The sequence below is a fragment of the Streptomyces sp. NPDC041191 genome, from assembly GCF_055591945.1.
This window is the reverse complement of the sequence record NZ_JBVIZC010000007.1, coordinates 126,482-147,366: the sequence shown is the minus strand read 5'-3', so window position 1 is coordinate 147,366 and position 20,885 is coordinate 126,482. Positions and strand designations below refer to the sequence as shown.

Here is a 20,885-nt window from a genome sequence, read left to right as displayed (position 1 = left end):
TTCGCCGGGCCGCGTCAGCCCCGGGGGACGACCTGGCCCGAAGGGTGGTCCAGGTCGGTCGGGGCCGCGAGGTCGGCGGGGCGGCGCCAGCCGTGCTCGCCGCGGGCCAGGAGCCAGGCGGTCGCCTCGTCCGGCGGCATGGCGGCGGCGACCAGCCAGCCCTGGACGGCGTCGCAGCCCAGGTCCCGCAGCCGCTCCCAGGTCTCGTCGTCCTCGACGCCCTCGGCGACGACGAGGAGGCCCAGGGAGTGGGCGAGGTCGACGGTGCAGCGGACGATCTCGGCGTCCTCGGTGTCGATCGCGAGCCGGGCGACGAAGGAGCGGTCGATCTTCAGTTCGCTGACCGGCAGCCGGCGCAGGTGGACGAGGGAGGAGTAGCCGGTGCCGAAGTCGTCGAGGGACATCTTCACGCCGTGGCCGGTGAGGGCGTTGAGCGTGTCGGCGGCCCGCTGGGGGTCCTCCAGGAGGACGTGCTCCGTGATCTCCAGCTGGAGGGAGCCGGCCGGGACGCCGTGGCGGGCGAGCCGGGCGGCGACGGCGCCCGCGAAGCCGGGGGTGTGGACGTCGCGCGGGGAGACGTTGACGGCGACCGGGACGTCGAGGCCCTGGGCGCGCCAGCGGGCGACCTGGGCGAGGGCGGTCTCCAGGACGTACTCGGTGAGGTGCGGCATCAGGCCGGAGGACTCGGCGATGGCGATGAACTCGTCCGGCGGAACCTTTCCGCGCTCGGGGTGGACCCAGCGGACGAGCGCCTCCAGGCCCGCGACCTGACCGTCGAAGCGGACCTTGGGCTGGTAGTGGAGCTGGACCTCGTGGGCGTCGAGGGCGCGGCGCAGGTCGCCGAGGAGGCCGAGCCGGTCGGGGGTGTTGGAGTCGCGCTTGGACTCGTAGACCTCGACGCCGGTGCGGTCCCGCTTGGCCTGGTACATGGCGACGTCGGCGCGGCGCAGCAGGCCCTCGGCGTCGAGGGCGTGGTCGGGGAAGACGGCGACGCCGGCGCTGGCCTCCAGGACGAGGGTGAGCCCGTCGAGGTCGAGCGGGGAGGAGAGTTCGGCGACGAGGTGGCGGGCGACGCGCTGGGCGCTGGTGGTGGAGTCGGTGGCGGGCAGCAGGACGGCGAACTCGTCGCCGCCGAGCCGGGCGGCCTCGGCGCCGCGGGGCAGGGCGCGCCGGAGCCGGTCGGAGATCTGGAGGAGGAGCCGGTCGCCGGCGAGGTGCCCGAGGGTGTCGTTGACCGAGCGGAAGCGGTCGAGGTCGATGAGGACGAGGGCGGCGCGGGCGCCCTCCCCCTCGGCGTCCTCCAGGGCGGTCCAGGCCCGTTCCAGGAGCCACTGGCGGTTGGGCAGCCCGGTCAGCGGGTCGCGCAGTTGCTCCTCGGCACGGGCGCGGGCGATCCAGAGGGTGGAGTCGAGGGCGATGAGGGGGACGGCGAAGAGCGGCAGCAGGACCGGGCGGGTGGCGGTGACGACGCAGATGAGCGGGGCGATGCCGAGGAGGGCGACGGCGACGAGGCCCTGCCGGAGGAGGGCGGTGCGGGCGACGGTGGGCAGTCCGCCCTTCTGGGGGGCGAGCGTGTACCACAGGAGGGACCGGGTCACCACGAGGTAGGTGGTCGCGGCGACCACGATTTCCGGCAGGTCCCCGATCGTCCAGTCGAGGGGCTGCCAGGGCGTCGCCACGGTCGGTACGTCGCCGAAGAGGGCGAGGACGAGGGCGGCGGCGCCGATGCCGAGGACGTCGGCGGCGGCGTGCAGCAGGCTCTGGCGCCACCGGTGGTGGCGGGCGGCGCCGACGAGGACGACCACGGTCAGCGAGACGAGTCCGGCGGGCACCCAGCCGTACAGCAGGAGGACGGCGAGGGTGAGGGCGGCGCCGGAGCCGGTGCCGCCCCACCAGCGGTCGCGGCCGAGGGCGACCAGGTGGCCGACGACGAGGCCGGTGAGGAGGGCGAGGGACCAGCCGGCGACCCCGCCGGGGAAGAGTCCGTGCCCGGGGCTCAGGGCCCGCTGGAGCCCCGCGGCGAGCACGACGGCGGCGATGCCCACCACGGCCGCGGGCAGCCGGGACGTGGAGCCCTGCGGGACCGCGCGGCCGTGCGGCCGTGGGACCGGGGCGGCGCTCTCGGTCGGTTCCATTTCCGTCCCTCTCACAGGCGGCGGTGCCGTCGGTGTGCGATGGGTCACGGCCGTCCGTCGGGCGGCCGTCCGTCGTCCGGCCGTCCGTCGCGGGGCCGCCGTCCGGCGGCCTTTCCCGGTGCCACGGGGCCGTGTTGTCCCGGTTGTCCTGACGCCACGACCGGCAGAGCCCTCGCGCGGCCGCGCAGGACGAGACGCACGGTCACCACACTAGGCCGCCGAGGGCCCCGACGGGCAGCGCTCTCCTTGTCTTGCCCGAATGAGACCCGGTCACCCGTCACGATCTGGTATGCGCCGAACGAGTGAAGTCTCCCGCGCCCGCGGGAGACGTCCGGGGGTCACTCGGGGGCGGGCACCGCGGCCTCCCGCGCCGCCTCCGGCCCTTGTTCGAGCAGGACCGAGAAGCCTTCCTCGTCCAGAACCGGAACCTTCAGCTGCATGGCCTTGTCGTACTTCGAGCCAGGGTTTTCGCCTACCACGACGAAGCCGGTCTTCTTCGAAACGGAACCGGTCACCTTCGCTCCGAGCCGCTGGAGCGACTCTTTTGCGCCATCCCTGGTGAACTTCTCCAGGGTGCCGGTCACCACGACGGTCAGCCCCTCCAGCGGACGCGGCCCCTCGTCCTCCCCGGCGCCCTCGTCCTCCAGGGTGACCCCGGCGGCCCGCCACCTGCGCACGATCTCGCGGTGCCACTCCTCGGAGAACCACTGCTTCACCGCCGCCGCGATGATCCCGCCGACCCCGTCGACGGCCGCCAGCTCCTCCTCGCTCGCCTGCTCGATCCGCTCCAGGGAGCGGAACTCACGGGCGAGCGCCTCGGCCGCGACCGGCCCCACGTGCCGGATCGAGAGCCCGTTGATGAACCGGGCCAGCGGCCGGGTCTTCGCCTCCTCGATGTTCTTCAGCATCGCCAGGGCGTTCTTCTTCGGCTCGCCCTTCTGGTTGGCGAAGACGGTGACGATCTTCTCCTCGCCGGTCTTCGGGTCCCGCTTGGGCAGCCCGCTGCTCGGATCGAGGACGTACGCCTTGATCGGCAGCAGCCGCTCGATGGTGAGGTCGAAGAGGCCGCCCTCGTCGTCGAGGGGCGGCTCGGCCGGCTCCAGGGGCCGGGTGAGGGCCGCCGCGGCCACCATCCCGAAGTGCTCGATGTCCAGGCACTGCCGTCCGGCCAGGAAGAACAGCCGCTCGCGCAGCTGCGCCGGGCAGGTCCGGGCGTTCGGGCAGCGGAGGTCGATGTCGCCCTCCTTCATCGGCTTCAGCGGCGTCCCGCACTCCGGGCACTCGGACGGCATCACGAACTCCCGCTCGCTGCCGTCCCGCAGGTCCGCGACCGGCCCGAGGATCTCCGGGATGACGTCGCCGGCCTTGCGCAGCACGACCGTGTCGCCGATGAGGACGCCCTTGGCCTTCACCACCTCCTGGTTGTGGAGGGTGGCGAACTCGACCTCGGAACCGGCCACGGTCACCGGCTCCACCTGTGCGTACGGGGTGACGCGCCCGGTCCGGCCGACGCCGACCTTGATGTCGACCAGCCTGGTGTTGACCTCCTCCGGGGCGTACTTCCAGGCGATCGCCCAGCGCGGGGCGCGGGCCGTGGAGCCGAGCCGGCCCTGGAGCGGGATCTCGTCCAGCTTGACGACGACGCCGTCGATCTCGTGCTCGACGGAGTGCCGGTTCTCCCCGAAGTACGCGATGAACTCCCGCACCTCGTCGAGCGTCTTCACCACCCTGTTGTGCCGGGCGGTGGGCAGGCCCCACTCGTGGAGCAGTCCGTACGCCTCCGAGAGCCGGGCGATGTCGAAGCCCTCGCGGGCGCCGATGCCGTGCACCACCATGTGGAGCGGGCGGGAGGCGGTGACCTTCGGGTCCTTCTGGCGGAGCGAACCGGCGGCCGCGTTGCGCGGGTTGGCGAAGGGCTTGTCGCCGGCCTCGACCAGGCGGGCGTTGAGCCCCTGGAACGCCTCCATCGGGAAGTAGACCTCGCCGCGGACCTCCACGAGCGCCGGAATCCGGTCGCCGCGCAGCCGCTCCGGGATGTCGGCGATCGTCCGCACGTTGGGCGTGATGTCCTCGCCGGTGCGGCCGTCGCCGCGGGTCGCGGCCCGGGTCAGCCACCCGTGCTCGTACGTGAGGTTCACGGCCAGGCCGTCGACCTTCAGCTCGCACAGGAAGTGGTGGTCCGGGGTGCCGACGTCCCGGGCGACCCGCTCGGCCCAGGCGGCCAGCTCCTCGTCGTCGAAGGCGTTGTCGAGGGAGAGCATCCGCTCGCGGTGCTCGACGGCGGTGAACTCGGTCTCGTACTGACCCGCGACCTTCTGGGTCGGGGAGTCCGGCGTCCGCAGCTCCGGGTACTCCTCCTCCAGCGCCTCCAGGGAGCGCAGGAGCCCGTCGAACTCGCCGTCGCTGACGACCGGCTGGTCCTTCACGTAGTACCGGAAGCGGTGCTCCTCGATCTCCCGCGCCAGCTCGGCGTGCTTCTCCCGCGCCCCGGCGGGCGGGGCCCCCTCGTCGACTGCCACCTTCGTCCGTCCTCCCGTGTCTCGAAGCCCGGTCACTCCGGGTTGTCCGCGAGCGACTTCGCCGCCCGGACGCAGTGGGCGAGCGCCGCGCGCGCGTAGGCCGACGAGGCGCCCGCCAGCCCGCACGCGGGGGTGACGACCACGGACTCCGCGAGGGTCCCCGGATTCAGCCCCAGCCTGCGCCACAGCGTCCTGACACCCACGACGCTACCGCCAGGGTCCGACAACGGGCCGTCGGTGGACGGCACCACACCGGCCAGGAGCTTCGTGCCGCCCTCCACGGCCTCCCCGATCACCTCCTCGTCACGTTCGGTGAGCAGTCCGAAGTCGAACGAGATCCCGGCGACGCCGGCCCGCCGCAGCAGCGCGAAGGGCACGTCGGGGGCGCAGGAGTGGACGACCACCGGCCCGTCGTGGACGGCCATCACCTCCCGCAGGGCGCTCTCCACCGTCTGCCGGTCCACGGCCCGGTAGGTGCGGTAGCCGCTGGCGGTGCGGACCTCGCCGCGCAGGACGGCCGTGAGCGAGGGTTCGTCGAGCTGGAGGACCGGCCGGGCGCCGGGGACGCGCCTGCGCAGCTCCGCCAGGTGGTGGCGGAGCCCCTCCACGAGCGAGCCGGTCAGGTCGCGGCAGGCGCCCGCGTCGCCGAGGGCGGCCTCGCCGCCGCGCAGTTCCAGGGCGGCGGCGAGCGTCCAGGGGCCCACGACCTGCACCTTGAGCGGGCCCTCGTACCCCTGGGTGAACTCCTCCAGGGCGTCGAGGTCCTCGCCGAGCCAGGAGCGGGCCCGCCTGGTGTCGCGGCCGGGGCGGTCGCTGATCCGCCAGCCGCTCGGCTCCACGTGTGCGTAGAGCTCGACGAGCATCCCGATCGTCCGGCCGATCATGTCGGCGCCGGGGCCCCGGGCGGGCAGCTCGGGGAGGAACGGGAAGTCCTCGAAGGAGCCGGTGGCGGCCCTGGCGGCCTCGCGGGCGTCACCGCCGGGCAGGGAGCCGACGCCGGTGGCGGGTCCGAAGAGCTTCGTGTCGTCGTTCATGCCTGTCGCCCCGGGCGAACGGTGAGGTCGTTGATCTCCGCGTCGCGCGGCAGGTCGATCGCGGTGACGATCGCCGTGGCGACGGACTCGGGGTCGATCCACCGCGACGGGTCGTACTCCTTGCCCTCCTGCTGGTGCACCTTCGCCTGCATGGGGCTCGCGGTGCGGCCCGGGTAGACCGAGGTGACCCGGACGCCGTTGGCGTGCTCCTCGTGGCGCAGGGAGTCCGCCAGGGCCTTGAGGCCGTGCTTGGAGGCGGCGTAGGCGCCCCATTCGGCGTGCGCGTTGAGCCCGGCACCCGAGTTCACGAAGACGACGTGGCCCTGGGAGACCCGGAGCTGGGGCAGGAAGTGACGGGTCAGCTCGGCCGGGGCGACCAGGTTGACGTTGAGCTGGTGGTGCCAGGTCTTCGGGGTGAGGTCCCCGATCGGGGCGAGGTCCACGACGCCCGCGACGTGCAGCAGGCCGTCCACCCGCTCGGGCAGGCTCTGGTGCGAGAACGCCCAGGACAGCCGGTCCGGGTCGGCCAGGTCCCCGACGAGCGTCCGGGCCCCGGGGAACCGCGCCGCGAGCTCCTTGGCCCGCCCCGCGTCGCGCGCGTGGAGCACGAGCTCGTCCCCGCGCGCGTGGAGGCGGCGGGCGACGGCCGCGCCGATGCCGGAACCGGCTCCGGTGATCACATGTGTAGCCATGGGAGCCATGCTCCCACCTGCGGTCAGGCGGAGGGGGCGGGGGCGGGAGTCGTGGCGGACCAGAAGGCGGAGTGGACGTGGGGGGTGGGGATCTTCCCGTAGGGGTGGACGGGACCGTTGGGCGCGCCGACGGGATCGGCGACCTCGGCCTTCTGGACGCAGGGAGTGGTGACGTCGAAGAACGCCTGGCCCTTGTAGCCGACAGTGAGGTCGAATTCGAAGCCGTCGGGAGTCCTGGCAAAGATGGACGGCATTTCACGACTCCGGTTCACACCGGTGATCTCGTATCCGCTCTCCTTCCAGAACCGCTCGATCACACCCAAAAAACTGCCACGCCGCTGTTCGGAGATGATGGTCGTCACGGTCCGGCGCCTCGTCACCGTGCAGCTTCCACTGGTCCAGGTGTCATGTGCCCAGTGGACCTCGGGGACGATCGCGCCCAGCGTCTCGTCCAGCATCGCGTCCGCTCGCCCTGCCGCTTCCCGCATGTTCATACTTGCCTCTTTCCCGCCGATGTCTTGGCCTCCACAACCCGTCACGACGGCGCTCGTCAAAATGATGGCAACGGCTAGTTGGACCATCAGGCCCGATCGCCTCATCGATGTGTCTCCGTCGTGATCAATTCGGGCCGCCCGGTGACAATCCTGCCGATGTTGTTCGCGGACTCATGGTCCAGTTCCGGCGTGAAGTACTGGGAGTGGGCGTCGAAGCCACCGCCGTCCACGACCATCCCCGGCCCGTCGTCGACCTTGAAGCGGCGAGCGCCGAACGCCTCGCTCGCCGGGTCCTTGCCGAAGTACACGTCGTCGTCGCCGGCGTCGAAGAGGTCGCGGGCGGGCAGCACGCCCAGCGGGCCTCCCAGGGCCCAGCCCAGCGCCGCCTCGTCCTTCGTCGGCAGGTGGGTGACCGGGTCGTTGTCGGCGGCGCCGACGAAGACGTGTTCCTTGCCCACCCCCAGGTCCTGCGCCTTCTCCACCCCCACTCCGGGGCTGCCGAGCAGGATGATGTCGTCCACGCCCGGGATGCCACCGGACTGCCTGGCGGCCGTGCCCACGGTGAGGGAGCCATAGGAATGCCCAATCGCGGTCAGGTGAGGGTCCTCGTTCCCGTTGGTCACCGAGAGCCCCTCCATGAACTGGTTGTACGCGGGAGCACCTCGCTCGGCATCTCCCTTCGACATGACATCCACGTTCTGTGGGGCGTCGTAGCCGAGCCAAATGATCGAGGCACTGGACGGGTCGAAGCGTCGGGCACCCCTGGCCGTGTCCTGGGCCCGCTTCATCGTGTCCTCGACGAACTCGCCGTCGAGCTTGGTGCCCAGCCCCGGCACGTACGCCGAAACGTTCTTCGCAGTGTCCGGGTTGCCGTAGGACACAATCGCGCGCCCGTTGCCCTCGTCGCCGATGCCGAGCAGGAACAGGGGCGGTTCGTTCGTCTTGCTCAGCCTGTCCTGGAGCATGCGGAGGGCGTCGAGCCTGGTCCGCGCGTCGTCGCCGCCCCTGCGCGCCAGGTCGTCGATGAGGATCGGCAGGTAGGCCCGGTTCGCCTCGTCCCGCACGGCCGCCGGGATGCCGTCCAGGCCGCCGATCAGGTCGGGCGCGACCTCCAGGTACTCCTGGCGCTGCTCGTCGGTCAGGCCGTCCCACCACTTCTTGCGTTCGGCGGGGCTCCTCTCCTCGGGAACGCCCTCGCCGAGGTACGCGCCGGTCCGGCCGCGGACGTCGGCGGTGTCCCGGGCGACGTCCTTCAGGGTGGCCTCGGTGACGTCGAGGCCCTTCTCCGCCCGCAGACCGCTCAGTGTCCTGGCGTACCGGGCGTCGATCTCCCCGGCGGAGCGCACCGCGCGGGCGATCCGGTCCGCCACGTCCTGTGCCTTGGCCGCGTTCGGGTTGAACGGCGTGAAGCCCCGGTGGCCCGGGTACAACGGCGACGGCCCGCCGGCGCCGAAGCCCGGTGGTTCCAGCGGGAGGCGGGAGCTGCCCCGGACGCTGCTGCCCGGGGCCTCCCTCGTCGCGCCGGTGAGGTCCTCGACCCGGGCCGCCGGGTAGCTCACGGAACCGTCCTCGTGGACGGTGAAGTTCAGCGCGGCGGCCTCCGCGAGGGCCTGCTTCACCTGGTTCTGCGGTTCGGCGAGATCCGCGGCGAGGCCGTTGAGCGCCGTACGGACGAGGCCGCACTCGCTGTGCAGGTACTGGAAGTTGCGGCTGAGGCGCCGGAGCCCGCCGAGGGCCGCCTCCGCCGACTCGCTCTCCTGGGTCTCGCGGAGCTTCGCGGACATCGCCCGGTCGACCCGTACGCGAGCGGAGTCCGAACGGTTCGACACGGCGTGCCACGTGTCGCCCGCCTCCGTGAGTCCGGAGGTCCTGAGGTCGCGCAGCTGCTGCCAGGTGAGGGTTCCGGTCATCGCCGCCCACCGGTCCCGGCTCCGCCGTGCACGCCCTTGAAGGACTTCTCGATCGCGGTCTCGGTCTCGCCCATCTGCCCGGCGACCGCGAGCAGGGCGCCTTCGAGCCGCTCGCACTCGTCCCGCACCGCCCCGAGGCGTTCCTCCCAGGACTTCAGCACGTCCTTGAGGGCCGCGACGGAGGCGAGACCCGGGGCTCCCGCCTCGACGCCCTCGTGGCCGGGGCCGAGCGCCGATCGGCTCGCCTCCGTGCCGGTGCGAAGCTCACCGGCGGTTCCGGAGGCACTGGTCCAGGGCCCTCCGCCGTGCCGGAGCGTGCCGTTCGCGCCTCTGCCTGCCCCCGGCCCCTGAGACGCAGGGGCGAGGCCCGTGACGGTCCCGCCGCCGGGCGACCCGAACAGTTCCTGCCACCGCTCCGCGTACGACACCGCTTCCCCCGATCACCGCGCATTCCGTCTCCCTGCGTGGCGAAGGTAGTGCAGCGAGTGACGGAGCGTGCAATCGCGAGAACACCCCGGAGTGAACCGTTCTGAGCAATCGTTTCGTCTTCCGGCGGCGCGTCCACGGGTACGCGCGCCCGCCTCGCCGGGGCGGAGGGCGGGTCGCCCGGCCGGGTATCAGCTCAGCTCCGCCTCCAGATAGGCCAGGGCCGCCCGGCCGTCGTCCGCGAAGAAGGCGAGGTCCGCGAGGGGGATCGGCAGGAAGCCCTCTTCCTCCATGCGCCGGAACTGGATCTTGAGCCCGTCGTAGAAACCGGCCGTGTTGAGGAGGACCACCGGCTTGCGGTGCTTGCCGTGCTTCTTCAGCTCCAGGATCTCGGTGGCCTCGTCCAGGGTGCCGGTGCCGCCGACCATGACGACGATCGCGTCGCACTTGGCGAGGAGCAGCGCCTTGCGCTGCGCGAGGTCCCCGGCGACGACCATCTCGTCGGCGTTCGGGCGGGCCTTGTGGGCGAGGAAGTCGACGGAGACGCCGACGAGCCGCCCGCCCGCCTCCTGGACGCCGTCCGCGACGACCTTCATCAGGCCGGTGTCGGAACCGCCCCAGACGAGGGTGTGGCCGGCCTTGCCGAGCAGGGTCGCGAACTCGCGGGCCGGGGTCGTGTACCGCTCGTCCAGGTTCGCCGCGGAGAGGAAGACGCAGATGTTCATGGCCCTACGGTAGGCCCTGACCTGCGGCTTCCGGGACGCTCGGGAAAACGTTCCGCGGCGGCGATGAGTTGGGGCGGCCGGTCCGGTCTGCCCTGCCATGGACGAGGTGAGCAGGATCAGGGGACGCGTCACGTCGCGGGACGGGACGCCGGTCGCGTACGAGCGGTACGGGGACGGGGGCGGGCCGCCGCTCGTCCTGGTGGCCGGGGCCCGGGGGACGGCCGAGAGCGGGCGGCCGCTCGCCGGGCTCCTCGCCCGGCACTTCCCCGTCGTGGTGTACGACCGCCGGGAGCGCGGGCCGTACGCCGTGGAGCGGGAGATCGAGGACCTGGCGGCGGTCCTGGCGGCGGCGGGGCCGGGCGCGGCCGTGCACGGGACGGGTACGGGGGGCGCGCTGGCGCTCGCCGCGGCGGCGGCAGGGCTGCCGGTGGAGGCGGTGTCGGTGTACGAACCGCCGGTGCCGGCGCACGAGCCGTCCGCGCGGGAGGGCGGCCTGTGGCCCCGTGCGTCCGCGCGGGAGGGCGGCCCGCGGCCCCGTGCGTCCGCGCGGGCCGCGCGGCCCGTCGTACCGACCACGCACGCGCCCGCGTACGGCCTCGCCGGGGTCCGCGCGCGGGTCCTGGTGGTGGACGGGGGCGCGAGCCCCGCGGAGGTGCGGCGCGCGGCCCGTGCCCTGGCGGCGGCCCTCCCCCGGGCCCGGCACCGCACCCTGACGGGCCAGACGCACGAGGTGGCCCCGCACGTCCTGGCCCCGGTCCTGGAGGGGTTCTTCTCCGGGGAGCGGGAGACGGCCGGGGTCCCGTAGGCCCTGCCCGGCGGGACCCCGGGCGCCCGACGCCGGACGGCCGGGGCGTCAGGCGGTGACGGGCGCCGTCCGCCGTGCCGTCGTCGCGATCGTCGCCGAGCCGACCACGCGCGTGCCGTCGTACAGCACGATCGCCTGGCCCGGGGCCACGCCCCTGACCGGCTCGTCGAAGGTGACCCGCAGCGTGCCGTCCTCCATCGCCGCGCTCACCCCCGTCTCGCCGCCGTGGGCGCGGAGCTGGGCGGTGTAGCGGCCGGGACCCTCGGGGGCGGCGCCGCACCAGCGGGGCCTGATCGCGGTGAGGGCGGTGACGTCGAGGGCCTCGGCGGGGCCGACCGTGACGGTGTTGTCCACGGGCGAGATGTCGAGGACGTAGCGGGGCTTGCCGTCCGGGGCCGGGTGGCCGATCCGCAGGCCCTTGCGCTGGCCGATGGTGAAGCCGTACGCGCCCTCGTGGGTGCCGACCTTCGTGCCCGTCTCGTCCACGATGTCGCCCTCCGCCTTCCCCAGGCGGGTGGCGAGGAAGCCCTGCGTGTCGCCGTCGGCGATGAAGCAGATGTCGTGGCTGTCGGGCTTCTTCGCGACCGCGAGCCCCCGCCGCTCGGCCTCCGCCCGGATCTCGTCCTTGGTGGTGAGGGTGTCGCCCAGCGGGAACATCGCGTGCGCGAGCTGCTTCTCGTCCAGGACGCCGAGGACGTACGACTGGTCCTTGGCCGTGTCGGAGGCGCGGTGCAGTTCGCGGGTGCCGTCCTCGTTGAGGACGACGGTGGCGTAGTGGCCGGTGCACACGGCGTCGAAGCCGAGGGCGAGCGCCTTGTCGAGGAGCGCCGCGAACTTGATCTTCTCGTTGCAGCGCAGGCAGGGATTGGGGGTGCGGCCGGCCTCGTACTCGGCGACGAAGTCGTCCACGACGTCCTCGCGGAACCGCTCGGCGAGGTCCCACACGTAGAAGGGGATGCCGATGACGTCGGCGGCCCGGCGCGCGTCGCGGGAGTCCTCGATCGTGCAGCAGCCGCGCGCTCCGGTGCGGAACGACTGCGGGTTCGCGGAGAGGGCGAGGTGGACGCCGGTGACGTCGTGGCCCGCCTCGGCGGCGCGGGCGGCGGCGACGGCGGAGTCCACTCCGCCCGACATGGCGGCGAGGACCCGGAGGGGGCGGGTGCGGGGGCGCGGGGGCGGGGTCTGAGTCATAGCCCCACCAGAGTACGTGGCGACGGGAACCGCGGTCGTGGCGGTGAGCGTTGTCCAGGGCATGGGGAGCGAGGGAAACAGAACGGTGGGCAGGCGGGCGGTGCTGCTCGGCGGCGGGGCCGCCGCGGTCGGTACGGCGGTGCTGGCCCGGGAGGAGCTGGCGCGCGCCTGGGCGCGGCTGCCGGGGGCGCAGAGGAAGCGGACCGAGGGGGAGCTGGACCACGCGGGCGCCGAGTGGACGGCGGCGGCGCGGGCGAACTGGCGGCGGGCGGACCGGCCGGACGACTACACGGTCGACCGGGTCGTGATCCACGTCGTGCAGGGCAGTTACGCGTCCGCGCTGCGGGTCTTCAAGAACCCGGGGCACGGAGCCGCCGCGCACTACGTGGTCCGCAGGGACGGGCACGTGGCGCAGATGATCCGGGAGCTCGACGTGGCCTTCCACGCGGGGAACCGGAACATGAACGAGCGGAGCATCGGCATCGAGCACGAGGGCTTCGTGGACCGGCCGCAGGACTTCACTGCGGCGATGTACGAGGGGTCGGCGCGGCTGACGGCCGACATATGCGCCCGGTACGGGATGCCCGTGGACCGGGAGCACATCATCGGGCACGTGGAGGTGGAGGGCACCGACCACACCGATCCCGGTCCGCACTGGGACTGGGACCGGTACCTGCGGCTGGTGCGGAGGGCGTCGGAGGAGCGGGCGGCGGCGCGGGCGCGCGAGGCGTCCCGGAAGCCCGCCTGAGCCCCGGCCGGGGAGGGGCGGGCGCGCGGGGTCAGGTGAGGCCGGCGGTGCGGGCCCGCTCGACGGCCGGGCCGATCGCCCCGGCGACCGCCGCCACGTCCTCCCCGGTGGAGGTGTGGCCGAGGGAGAAGCGCAGGGTGCCCCGGGCCAGGTCGGGGTCGGCGCCGGTGGCGAGCAGGACGTGGCTGGGCTGGGCGATGCCGGCCGTGCAGGCGGAGCCGGTGGAGCAGGCGATGCCGGCCGCGTCGAGCAGCAGGAGCAGCGAGTCGCCCTCGCAGCCGGGGAAGGTGAAGTGGGCGTTGGCGGGGAGCCGGCCGACCGGGTCGCCGCCGAGGATCGCGTCGGGGACGGCCGTGCGGACGGCGGTGACGAGGTCGTCGCGGAGGGCGCCCACCTCGCGGGCGAACTCCTCGCACCGCTCGGCGGCGAGCCGGGCGGCGACGGCGAAGGCGGCGACGGCGGGGACGTCGAGGGTGCCGGAGCGGACGTGCCGCTCCTGGCCGCCGCCGTGCAGGACGGGCACGGGGGTGTGCTCGCGCCCCAGGAGCAGGGCGCCGATGCCGTAGGGGCCGCCGATCTTGTGACCGGAGACGGTCATGGCGGCGAGTCCGGAGGCGGCGAAGTCGACCGGAACCTGCCCCACGGCCTGGACGGCGTCGGCGTGCAGGGGGACGCCGAACTCGGCCGCGACGTCGGCGAGTTCGCGGACCGGCATGAGGGTGCCGATCTCGTTGTTGGCCCACATGACGGTGGCCAGGGCGACGGAGTCGGGGTCGCGGGCGATCGCCTCGCGCAGCGCTTCGGGGTGCACCCGGCCGTGGTGGTCGACGGGCAGGTACTCGACCCGGGCCCCCTCGTGGGCGGCGAGCCAGTCGACGGCGTCGAGGACGGCGTGGTGCTCGACCGGGCTGGCCAGGACGCGGGTGCGGCGGGGGTCGGCGTCGCGCCGGGACCAGTAGAGGCCCTTCACGGCGAGGTTGTCGGCCTCGGTGCCGCCCGAGGTGAGGACGACCTCGCTCGGCCGGGCGCCGAGGGCGGCGGCGAGGGTCTCGCGGCCCTCCTCGACGGTCCGCCGGGCCCGCCGTCCGGCGGCGTGCAGGGAGGAGGCGTTGCCCGTGACGGCGAGGTGGGCGGTCATCGCCTCGATCGCCTCGGGCAGCATGGGCGTGGTCGCGGCGTGGTCGAGGTAAGCCATGGTGGGTCGATTCTACGAGCCCGCCGCGGCGCTCCCGGCGCGTGGCCGGTTCACGCCCCGCCCCGGTGGGGGGGGCGGGGCCGGTGGGACGGCCTCAGCCGCGCGGGGCCCGGGCCAGCTGGCGGGACTGGGCGACCAGGCGGTCGGCGCTGTCCCAGACCTCGGCGTCCTCCTCCAGGAAGCCGCCGGCCAGGTTGCGGGTGGTGATGGAGACCCGCAGCGGGCCGGGGGCCGGACGGCAGCGGACGTGGGTGGTGAGCTCCACGGTCGGGGTCCAGCCCTTCAGCCCCAGCTCGAAGGAGGTCGGCGGGAGGGCGTCCACGGTGAGGAGCAGGGAGAGGGCGTCGGGCGCGCGGCCGTCGGCGAGGCCGAACCAGGCGCGCATCTCGCCCTTGCCGGAGGGGGCGCCGATCGCCCAGCCGACGCAGGAGGGGTCGAGGCGGATGTCGAGCCGCTCGGTGATGGCGGAGGAGCCGGGGAGGTCCGGGGCCGGGCCGTCGGAGGGGCCGAAGCAGTGCTCGGCCGGGGCCATCGCCGGGGGCGTCGCGCTGGTGCGGACGTCGTCGGAGAGGGCGTCGAGGTCGCCGTACGAGGCGAGGACGCGGATGCGCTCGACCTCGGCGCCGTTCTCGTCGTGCTGGACGAGCGACGCCTGGCCGGTGGAGAGGGTCCGGCCGGTACGGACGGTCTCGGTCCGGATCACCGCGGGGCCGGGCACGGACGGCGTCAGGTAGTGCGCCGAGATCGTGAACGGGTCGGGGTGCGGGAGGTGGTGGCCGAGGGCGCGGCCGAGCAGGGCCAGGAGGTAGCCGCCGTTGACGGCGTGGATGATCGTCCAGCCGGCGGAGAGGTCGGCGTCGTAGACACCGGGTTCCCGGAGGGTGACGGCGGTGTCGCGGTCGAACTCGCTCGTCCCGGCGGACGGCGCGGCGGCGTTCGTCTCGGTGCTCGTGCTCATGGGTGCGACGGTACCGCAGGACGCTACTGAGCGGTAGCTTTCTCCGGCACCTCACGGGCGGTGGAACGGCGGTTCCAGGCACGGGGCGCGCGCCAGTGGTAGCGCATCGCGAGGAGGCGGAGCGCGAAGGCCGTGAGGACGGCGGCGCCGCTCGTGAAGGCGTTGAGGGCGTCGAAGCGGATGCAGAGCACGACCGTCGTCGCGCCCACGATCGCCGGGACGGCGTACAGGTCCCGGTCCCAGCGCAGCAGGGAGGGCACCTCGTTGGCGAGCACGTCGCGCAGGACGCCGCCGCCCACGGCGGTGGCGAGCCCGAGGGCGGCCGAGGAGGTGAGGCCGAGGCCGTAGTCGTACGCCTTCGTCGTCCCCGTGACGCAGAAGAGGCCGAGGCCGGCGGCGTCGAACACGTTGACGGCGGCCTGGGTGCGCTCCACCACCGGATGGAGGAAGAAGACGAGGACCGTCGCGACCAGGGGCATGAGGAAGTAGCCGAGGTCGGTGAAGGCAGCGGGGGGTACGGCGCCGATGACCAGGTCGCGGAAGAGCCCGCCGCCGAGGGCGGTGACCTCGGCGAGGACCGCTATGCCGAAGACGTCGAAGTTCTTCCGGACGGCGAGGAGCGCGCCCGAGATGGCGAACACGAAGATGCCCACGAGGTCGAGGGCGTGCTGGACGGAGGGGGTGAACAGATTGTGGAGCACCGCCCAATTGTGCCGGTCGTCCCCGTGGGGTCCGGCGCCCGCCCCGTTCCGGGCCCGGCGGGCACCCCGCACGCGCGGGAGGCCCCGTCGCCGTGCGGCGACGGGGCCTCCCGCCGTTCACGCCTTCGGGGCGTCGCCCCCGGCGGGCTCCGACGGTCCGGGGTCGGTCCCCGCCCGAGCGTCCGCCTCGGGCCCGGTCCCCGCCGGAGCGTCCGCCCCGGCGGGCGCCTTCGCCCCGGGCTCCGTCCCGGTCCCGGTCCCGGCCTCCTTCTTCGTGATCTCCACCGACTCCCTCGCCCCCGGCACCGTCACGCCCTCGGCGTTCTCCGGGTGGTGGCAGGCCACGCGCTGCCCGGGACGGAGTTCCAGGAGCGGCGGCTCCTGGGTCCTGCAGAGGTCCGTGGCCTTCCAGCAGCGGGTGTGGAAGCGGCAGCCGGGGGGCGGGGCGATCGGGGAGGGGACGTCCCCGGTGAGGAGGATGCGGTCGCTCTCGGCGCCCCGGCGGCGCGGGTCCGGCACCGGGACGGCGGACAGCAGGGCCCGGCTGTACGGGTGCATCGGGTTCTCGTACAGGGACTTGCGGTCCGCCAGCTCGACGATCTTGCCGAGGTACATCACGGCGATGCGGTCCGAGACGTGCCGCACGACCGACAGGTCGTGGGCGATGAACACGTAGGTGAGGCCCAGCTCGTCCTGGAGGTCGTCCAGGAGGTTGACCACCTGCGCCTGGATGGAGACGTCCAGGGCCGAGACCGGCTCGTCCGCCACGACCAGCTTCGGCTTGAGCGCGAGCGCGCGGGCGATGCCGATGCGCTGGCGCTGGCCGCCGGAGAACTCGTGCGGGTAGCGGTTGTAGTGCTCCGGGTTCAGGCCCACCAGGCCGAGGAGGCGCTGCACCTCCTTCTTCACTCCGCCCTCGGGCTCGACGCCCTGGAGCCGGAAGGGGGCCGAGACGATCGTGCCGACCGTGTGGCGCGGGTTCAGCGATCCGTACGGGTCCTGGAAGATCATCTGGATGTCCCGGCGGAAGGGACGCATCGCGCCCACCCCGAGGTGGGAGATGTCCTTGCCCTGGAACTCGACCGTGCCGCCGGTCGGTTCGAGGAGGCGGGTGATGAGCCGGCCCATCGTCGACTTGCCGCAGCCGGACTCGCCGACGATGCCCAGGGTCTCGCCGGGGTAGACCTCGAAGTCGAGGCCGTCGACCGCCTTGACGGCGCCGGTCCGGCGCTGGAGGAGGCCCTTCCGGATGGGGAAGTGCTTCTGCAGGCCGGCGACCTTGAGCAGGGGTTCCATGGTCTCGCTCACAGCTTCGGCGCAATCTCTTCGGTCCAGATGCGGGTGCGCTCCTCCTGCGGCATGTGGCAGGCGGAGTGGTGGCGCTCTCCGACGAGAGCCAGCTCGGGCCGCTGGGTGCGCGTGACGCCGCCCTTGGGGACGTCCGCGTAGGGGCAGCGCGGGTTGAAGGCGCAGCCGCTCGGGATGTCGATGAGGCTCGGCGGGTTGCCCTTGACCGGGATGAGCCGTTCGCTCTGCTCGCGGTCGATGCGGGGCATCGAGCCGAGCAGGCCCCAGGTGTAGGGGTGCTGCGGCTCGTAGAAGACGGACTCGGCCGGGCCGCGCTCGACGCAGCGCCCGCCGTACATGACGAGGATGTCGTCGGCCAGCTCCGCGACGACGCCGAGGTCGTGGGTGATGATGACGACCGCGGAGCCGAACTCCTTCTGCAGGTCGCGCATCAGGTCGAGGATCTGCGCCTGCACGGTCACGTCGAGCGCGGTGGTCGGCTCGTCCGCGATGAGCAGCTCGGGGTTGTTGACCAGCGCCATGGCGATCATGGCGCGCTGGCGCATGCCGCCGGAGAACTCGTGCGGGTAGTTGTCGAACCGCTTGGCGGGCTCGGGGATGCCGACCCGGTCCAGGAGTTCGACGGCCCGCCGGCGCGCCGTCTTCTTGTCGGTGTCGTGGTGGACGCGGTACGCCTCCACGATCTGGGCGCCGACCGTGTAGTACGGGTGCATCGCGGACAGCGGGTCCTGGAAGATCATGGCCATCTCGCGGCCGCGCATCCGGCGGACCTCGTCCGGGTCGGCCGAGAGCAGCTCGCGCCCCTTGAGCCAGATCTCGCCGGAGATCCTGGCCTTCTGCCGGCCGTACTGCCCGACCGTGTGCAGGCCCATGATGCCGAGCGAGGTCACCGACTTGCCGGAGCCGGACTCGCCCACGATCCCGAGGGTCCTGCCCTTCTCCAGCTGGAAGGAGAGGCCGTCGACCGACTTGACCAGGCCGTCGTCGGTCGGGAAGTGGATCCTCAGGTCGCGTACGTCGAGGAAGGCGTCGGAGGGGGCGGACTTCCCGGCGGCGACGGGCTCTCCCACCGCCGCTCCGGTCTTCGTCGGGTTGTCCGTCATGCGAGCCTCACTCGGGGGTCGATCACCGCGTACAGGAGGTCCACCACGAGGTTGGCGATGACCACGCAGGCGGCCGTGATGAGGGTGACCGCGAGGATCACCGGCAGGTCGCGGTCGCCGACCGCCTTGAAGGCGGCGTTGCCGAGGCCCGACAGGTTGAACGCGGTCTCGGTCAGGACCGCGCCGCCGACGAGGGCGCCGAGGTCCATGCCGAAGATGGTCAGGATGGGGGTCATGGTGGAGCGCATCGCGTGCTTGCCGAGCACGACCGGCTCCGGCAGGCCCTTGGCGCGGGCGGTGCGGATGTAGTCCTCGCCGAGGACCTCCAGCATGGTGGCGCGGGTGAGGCGCGCGTACATCGCCGCGTAGAGGAAGGCGAGGGTGACCCAGGGCAGGAGCAGGCCGACGAACCACGCGCCCGGGGACTCGGTGAGCGGCACGTACTTGGCGTCCAGCCAGCCGAGCTGGGTGCGGAAGAGGAACATCGCCAGCATGGCGGTGAAGTAGATGGGGAGCGAGACGCCGGCGAGCGCGGTGACCATCGCCGCCCGGTCGATCACGGTGCCCCGCTTGAGCGCGGAGACGACACCGGTGGTGACGCCCATCACGAGCCAGAGCACGGCCGCGCCGAGGACCATGGAGAGGGTGACCGGGATGCGGTCGACCAGCATGGTCCAGACGTCCTGCTCGGTCTTGAAGGAGTAGCCGAAGCACGGGGCTGCGCAGTGGATGCTGTCGCCGCCGCCGACGTAGTCCCGGCCGACGAAGATGCCGGAGACGAAGTGCCAGAACTGCACCAGGATCGGCTCGTCCAGGCCCAGCTTCTGCCGGATGCCCTCGATGGATGCCGGGTCCGCCTGCTTGCCGACGAACATCGCGGCAGGGTCGCTGCCGGTCAGCTGGGGAATGAGGAAGAAGATGCTGAGCGTCACGAGCGTGACGACGAGCAGCATCACGACGACCGCGAGGAGTCGCCGGACTATGTATGCAAGCATGCGGTCGGCCGGTCGGCGGCCGGGGGACCCGGTCGGGTCCCCCGGCCGCCGCCCACGGCCATCACCTGCCCTTCGGACCTGGCGGCGGGTGGTGCGCCGGTGGAGCGGGTCGGATTACTTGACGACGCCGAGCGACGCGTAGTCGTAGCGGCCGTTGTAGGCGTCCGCCGTGTAGACGTTGGTCAGCCGGGAGCTGCGCCAGATGATGTTCTTCTCGTGGGTGAAGGGCAGGTAGACCGCGGCCTCCGACACCTTCGTGTTGATCTGCTTGTAGAGCTCGCCGGCCTTGGCCGGGTCGGTCTCCTTCAGCGCCTGGTCGAACAGGCCGTTGACGGCCGGGTCGTTCAGCTCGGAGAAGTTGTTGTTGCCGCTCTGGAGGATGAAGCGGCCGTCGACCAGCGGCTGGAGGAAGCCCTGACCGGTCGGGAAGTCGGCGCCCCAGCCCATGATGATGATGCCGTAGCCCTTCTCCTTGACCACCTTCGGCGAACCGATGATGCCCGAGGTCTGGGCGCCGTCGAACTGGTCGATCTGGGCGTCGATGTTGACGGCCTTCAGGGCCTGCTGGAGGGACTCGGCGGTGGCGATCTCGATCGGCTTGTTGTTGCGGACCGCGATGGTGGTCTTGAAGCCGTTCGGCTTGCCGCACTTGGCGAGGGCCTCCTTGGCCTTCGCCAGGTCCGGCTTGCCCGCGAGCTTGCCGTACGGGTCGGCCTTCGGGTCGGCGCCCTTGATCGCCGGCGGCAGCATGTTGGTGGCGATGTCGCCACCGGCCTGCGGGCCGCCGCGGGCGGTCTGCAGGGACTTGGAGTCCGCCGCGTAGATCATGGCCTTGCGGCACTCGATGTGGGGCGTGACCGTCTGCGGGAAGACCGCGTAGCGGATGAAGCCCGTCTGCGGGTTGTCGATGTTGCCCTTGTGCTGCTGGAGCACCTTCTGGCGGGCGGCGGCGCCGACGCCGGTCGCGTTGATGTCGAGGTCGTACTCGCCCTCGATCAGGCGGTTGTCCATGTCGTCGGAGTTCGTGGTGAACGTGACGCTGATCTTGTCCGGCAGGGCCTTGCGGACGGTGTCCGTCTTGGCGTCCCACTTGTCGTTGCGGACGAGCTTGATGGACTTGTTGGGGGTGTAGGACTCCCACTTGTACGGGCCGGAGGAGAACGGCTTCAGACCGTACTTGGACTTGGTGTCCTTGTCCTGGCGGACCGGGGAGGCGGCGGGCATCGCCAGCATCTGCAGGAAGTCGCCGTTGGCGACCGGCAGCTTGAAGACGATGGTCTTGTCGTCCGGGGTCTCGATCGCCTTCAGGCCGAGCTTGTCGGGCGAGGTGTCCTTGTAGGGACCCTTGTACTCGTTCTTGGGGTCCAGGACCTGCTGGAGGTAGATCGGGCCGCCGGAGATGACGTCCTGGGCCCAGATGCGCTCGATGCCGTACTTGATGTCCTTGGAGGTGATCGGCTTGCCGTCCTCCCAGGTGACCCCGTCCTTCAGGGTGAAGGTGTAGGTGAGGCCGTCGGGCGAGACCTTGCCGGTGTCGGTGGCGAGGTCGGAGACCAGCTCGGTGGAGGCCGCGCCGGGCTCCGCCTTGAAGGTGACCAGCTGGCGCGTGTAGTAGCGGGCGAAGTCCCACACGAAGCCGTAGTAGCCGCGCTGCGGGTCCCAGCTGTCGGCCTCCTGCGAGCCGATGAACTTCAGCTCACCGCCCTTCTTGTCGGAGGCGTTGAGGACCTTGTTGACGCCGCCGTTGAAGGCGAGGCCGCCCTTGCCCTTGTCGCCGCCGTCGCCGTTGCCGCCGCCGCAGGCCGTGGTGACGACCATCGTGGCCGCCGCGAGCAGCGCGCCCGCGGCGATCCTGCGCCTCTGAGTGCTCATCAGGGTCATGGGTCTCGCAACCTCCGGGATAGTGGCGGCCGTTGCGGCGGTCCGCCGTTGGGGGTGGGGCCTCC

18 protein-coding genes are annotated in these 20,885 nt (G+C 72.6%); 2 read left to right on the top strand and 16 right to left on the bottom strand.

The window, feature by feature from the left end:
- Positions 1-14 precede the first annotated feature (14 nt).
- The 8 genes from ACZ6AQ_RS15865 to ACZ6AQ_RS15830 all read right to left on the bottom strand — a co-directional run bounded on the left by ACZ6AQ_RS15865 (position 15) and on the right by ACZ6AQ_RS15830 (position 9,935).
- Positions 15-2,183, bottom strand: coding sequence for a putative bifunctional diguanylate cyclase/phosphodiesterase (locus ACZ6AQ_RS15865; protein ID WP_468760328.1), 2,169 nt, complete (start codon positions 2,181-2,183; stop codon positions 15-17).
- Between the two features lie 290 nt (positions 2,184-2,473).
- Positions 2,474-4,654, bottom strand: a complete 2,181-nt coding sequence (ligA, locus tag ACZ6AQ_RS15860; protein ID WP_468760327.1) for an NAD-dependent DNA ligase LigA — start codon at positions 4,652-4,654, stop codon at positions 2,474-2,476.
- Between the two features lie 32 nt (positions 4,655-4,686).
- Positions 4,687-5,688: a methionine synthase gene (locus ACZ6AQ_RS15855; RefSeq protein ID WP_468760326.1), complete on the bottom strand. Its 1,002-nt coding sequence runs from the start codon at positions 5,686-5,688 to the stop codon at positions 4,687-4,689.
- Positions 5,685-6,389 (bottom strand): SDR family oxidoreductase, encoded by a 705-nt coding sequence (locus ACZ6AQ_RS15850; RefSeq protein WP_468760325.1) that lies wholly within the window; start codon positions 6,387-6,389, stop codon positions 5,685-5,687. The genes ACZ6AQ_RS15855 and ACZ6AQ_RS15850 overlap by 4 nt, the downstream gene beginning before the upstream one ends.
- 14 nt (positions 6,390-6,403) lie before the next feature.
- Positions 6,404-6,874, bottom strand: coding sequence for a hypothetical protein (locus ACZ6AQ_RS15845; RefSeq protein WP_468760324.1), 471 nt, complete (start codon positions 6,872-6,874; stop codon positions 6,404-6,406).
- Positions 6,875-6,975: 101 nt separating this feature from the next.
- Positions 6,976-8,784, bottom strand: coding sequence for an alpha/beta hydrolase (locus ACZ6AQ_RS15840; protein ID WP_468760323.1), 1,809 nt, complete (start codon positions 8,782-8,784; stop codon positions 6,976-6,978).
- Positions 8,781-9,212, bottom strand: coding sequence for a hypothetical protein (locus ACZ6AQ_RS15835; RefSeq protein WP_468760322.1), 432 nt, complete (start codon positions 9,210-9,212; stop codon positions 8,781-8,783). Before ACZ6AQ_RS15835 ends, ACZ6AQ_RS15840 begins: the two co-directional genes overlap by 4 nt.
- Before the next feature lie 189 nt (positions 9,213-9,401).
- On the bottom strand, positions 9,402-9,935 hold the full coding sequence (locus tag ACZ6AQ_RS15830; RefSeq protein WP_468760321.1) for an LOG family protein: 534 nt from the start codon (positions 9,933-9,935) through the stop codon (positions 9,402-9,404).
- A 97-nt stretch (positions 9,936-10,032) separates the two neighbouring features.
- On the opposite strand from ACZ6AQ_RS15830, the gene ACZ6AQ_RS15825 reads away from it, so the two are divergent.
- Entirely contained in the window at positions 10,033-10,740 is a 708-nt protein-coding gene (locus ACZ6AQ_RS15825; protein ID WP_468760320.1) for an alpha/beta fold hydrolase, read from the top strand.
- A 48-nt stretch (positions 10,741-10,788) separates the two neighbouring features.
- Here ACZ6AQ_RS15825 and mnmA read toward each other — a convergent pair whose 3' ends face one another.
- Positions 10,789-11,931, bottom strand: coding sequence for a tRNA 2-thiouridine(34) synthase MnmA (mnmA, locus tag ACZ6AQ_RS15820; protein WP_468760319.1), 1,143 nt, complete (start codon positions 11,929-11,931; stop codon positions 10,789-10,791).
- Positions 11,932-11,992: 61 nt separating this feature from the next.
- On the opposite strand from mnmA, the gene ACZ6AQ_RS15815 reads away from it, so the two are divergent.
- Positions 11,993-12,679 carry an N-acetylmuramoyl-L-alanine amidase gene (locus ACZ6AQ_RS15815; RefSeq protein ID WP_468760464.1) on the top strand — a complete coding sequence of 229 codons (687 nt, stop codon included), beginning with the start codon at positions 11,993-11,995 and terminating at the stop codon, positions 12,677-12,679.
- Between the two features lie 31 nt (positions 12,680-12,710).
- Here the strand turns inward: ACZ6AQ_RS15815 and ACZ6AQ_RS15810 are convergent, their stop codons facing one another.
- The 7 genes from ACZ6AQ_RS15810 to ACZ6AQ_RS15780 form a co-directional block, all read right to left on the bottom strand.
- Positions 12,711-13,874 (bottom strand): cysteine desulfurase family protein, encoded by a 1,164-nt coding sequence (locus tag ACZ6AQ_RS15810; protein ID WP_468760318.1) that lies wholly within the window; start codon positions 13,872-13,874, stop codon positions 12,711-12,713.
- A gap of 94 nt (positions 13,875-13,968) precedes the next feature.
- Positions 13,969-14,832, bottom strand: a complete 864-nt coding sequence (locus ACZ6AQ_RS15805) for a thioesterase family protein (RefSeq protein ID WP_468760317.1) — start codon at positions 14,830-14,832, stop codon at positions 13,969-13,971.
- 23 nt (positions 14,833-14,855) lie between these two features.
- Entirely contained in the window at positions 14,856-15,533 is a 678-nt protein-coding gene (locus tag ACZ6AQ_RS15800) for a trimeric intracellular cation channel family protein (protein WP_388689122.1), read from the bottom strand.
- Positions 15,534-15,650: 117 nt separating this feature from the next.
- Positions 15,651-16,829, bottom strand: a complete 1,179-nt coding sequence (locus ACZ6AQ_RS15795) for an ABC transporter ATP-binding protein (RefSeq protein WP_468760463.1) — start codon at positions 16,827-16,829, stop codon at positions 15,651-15,653.
- Positions 16,830-16,837: 8 nt separating this feature from the next.
- Positions 16,838-17,944, bottom strand: a complete 1,107-nt coding sequence (locus ACZ6AQ_RS15790; RefSeq protein ID WP_468760316.1) for an ABC transporter ATP-binding protein — start codon at positions 17,942-17,944, stop codon at positions 16,838-16,840.
- Positions 17,941-18,939, bottom strand: coding sequence for an ABC transporter permease (locus tag ACZ6AQ_RS15785; protein WP_468760315.1), 999 nt, complete (start codon positions 18,937-18,939; stop codon positions 17,941-17,943). The genes ACZ6AQ_RS15790 and ACZ6AQ_RS15785 overlap by 4 nt, the downstream gene beginning before the upstream one ends.
- 114 nt (positions 18,940-19,053) lie before the next feature.
- The gene (locus tag ACZ6AQ_RS15780; protein WP_468760314.1) at positions 19,054-20,820 is read right to left on the bottom strand and encodes an ABC transporter substrate-binding protein; all 1,767 of its coding nucleotides are present in this window, start codon (positions 20,818-20,820) and stop codon (positions 19,054-19,056) included.
- Positions 20,821-20,885 lie beyond the last annotated feature (65 nt).

Coding starts and splice junctions, on each gene's coding strand:
- ACZ6AQ_RS15855 (WP_468760326.1), bottom strand. CDS start 5,688: ATGAACGACGACACGAAGCTCTTCGGACCCGCCACCGGCGTCGGCTCC.
- ACZ6AQ_RS15850 (WP_468760325.1), bottom strand. CDS start 6,389: ATGGCTCCCATGGCTACACATGTGATCACCGGAGCCGGTTCCGGCATC.
- ACZ6AQ_RS15845 (WP_468760324.1), bottom strand. CDS start 6,874: ATGAACATGCGGGAAGCGGCAGGGCGAGCGGACGCGATGCTGGACGAG.
- ACZ6AQ_RS15840 (WP_468760323.1), bottom strand. CDS start 8,784: ATGACCGGAACCCTCACCTGGCAGCAGCTGCGCGACCTCAGGACCTCC.
- ACZ6AQ_RS15830 (WP_468760321.1), bottom strand. CDS start 9,935: ATGAACATCTGCGTCTTCCTCTCCGCGGCGAACCTGGACGAGCGGTAC.
- ACZ6AQ_RS15825 (WP_468760320.1), top strand. CDS start 10,033: ATGGACGAGGTGAGCAGGATCAGGGGACGCGTCACGTCGCGGGACGGG.
- mnmA (WP_468760319.1), bottom strand. CDS start 11,931: ATGACTCAGACCCCGCCCCCGCGCCCCCGCACCCGCCCCCTCCGGGTC.
- ACZ6AQ_RS15815 (WP_468760464.1), top strand. CDS start 11,993: ATGGGGAGCGAGGGAAACAGAACGGTGGGCAGGCGGGCGGTGCTGCTC.
- ACZ6AQ_RS15810 (WP_468760318.1), bottom strand. CDS start 13,874: ATGGCTTACCTCGACCACGCCGCGACCACGCCCATGCTGCCCGAGGCG.
- ACZ6AQ_RS15805 (WP_468760317.1), bottom strand. CDS start 14,832: ATGAGCACGAGCACCGAGACGAACGCCGCCGCGCCGTCCGCCGGGACG.
- ACZ6AQ_RS15795 (WP_468760463.1), bottom strand. CDS start 16,829: ATGGAACCCCTGCTCAAGGTCGCCGGCCTGCAGAAGCACTTCCCCATC.
- ACZ6AQ_RS15790 (WP_468760316.1), bottom strand. CDS start 17,944: ATGACGGACAACCCGACGAAGACCGGAGCGGCGGTGGGAGAGCCCGTC.
- ACZ6AQ_RS15785 (WP_468760315.1), bottom strand. CDS start 18,939: ATGCTTGCATACATAGTCCGGCGACTCCTCGCGGTCGTCGTGATGCTG.
- ACZ6AQ_RS15780 (WP_468760314.1), bottom strand. CDS start 20,820: ATGACCCTGATGAGCACTCAGAGGCGCAGGATCGCCGCGGGCGCGCTG.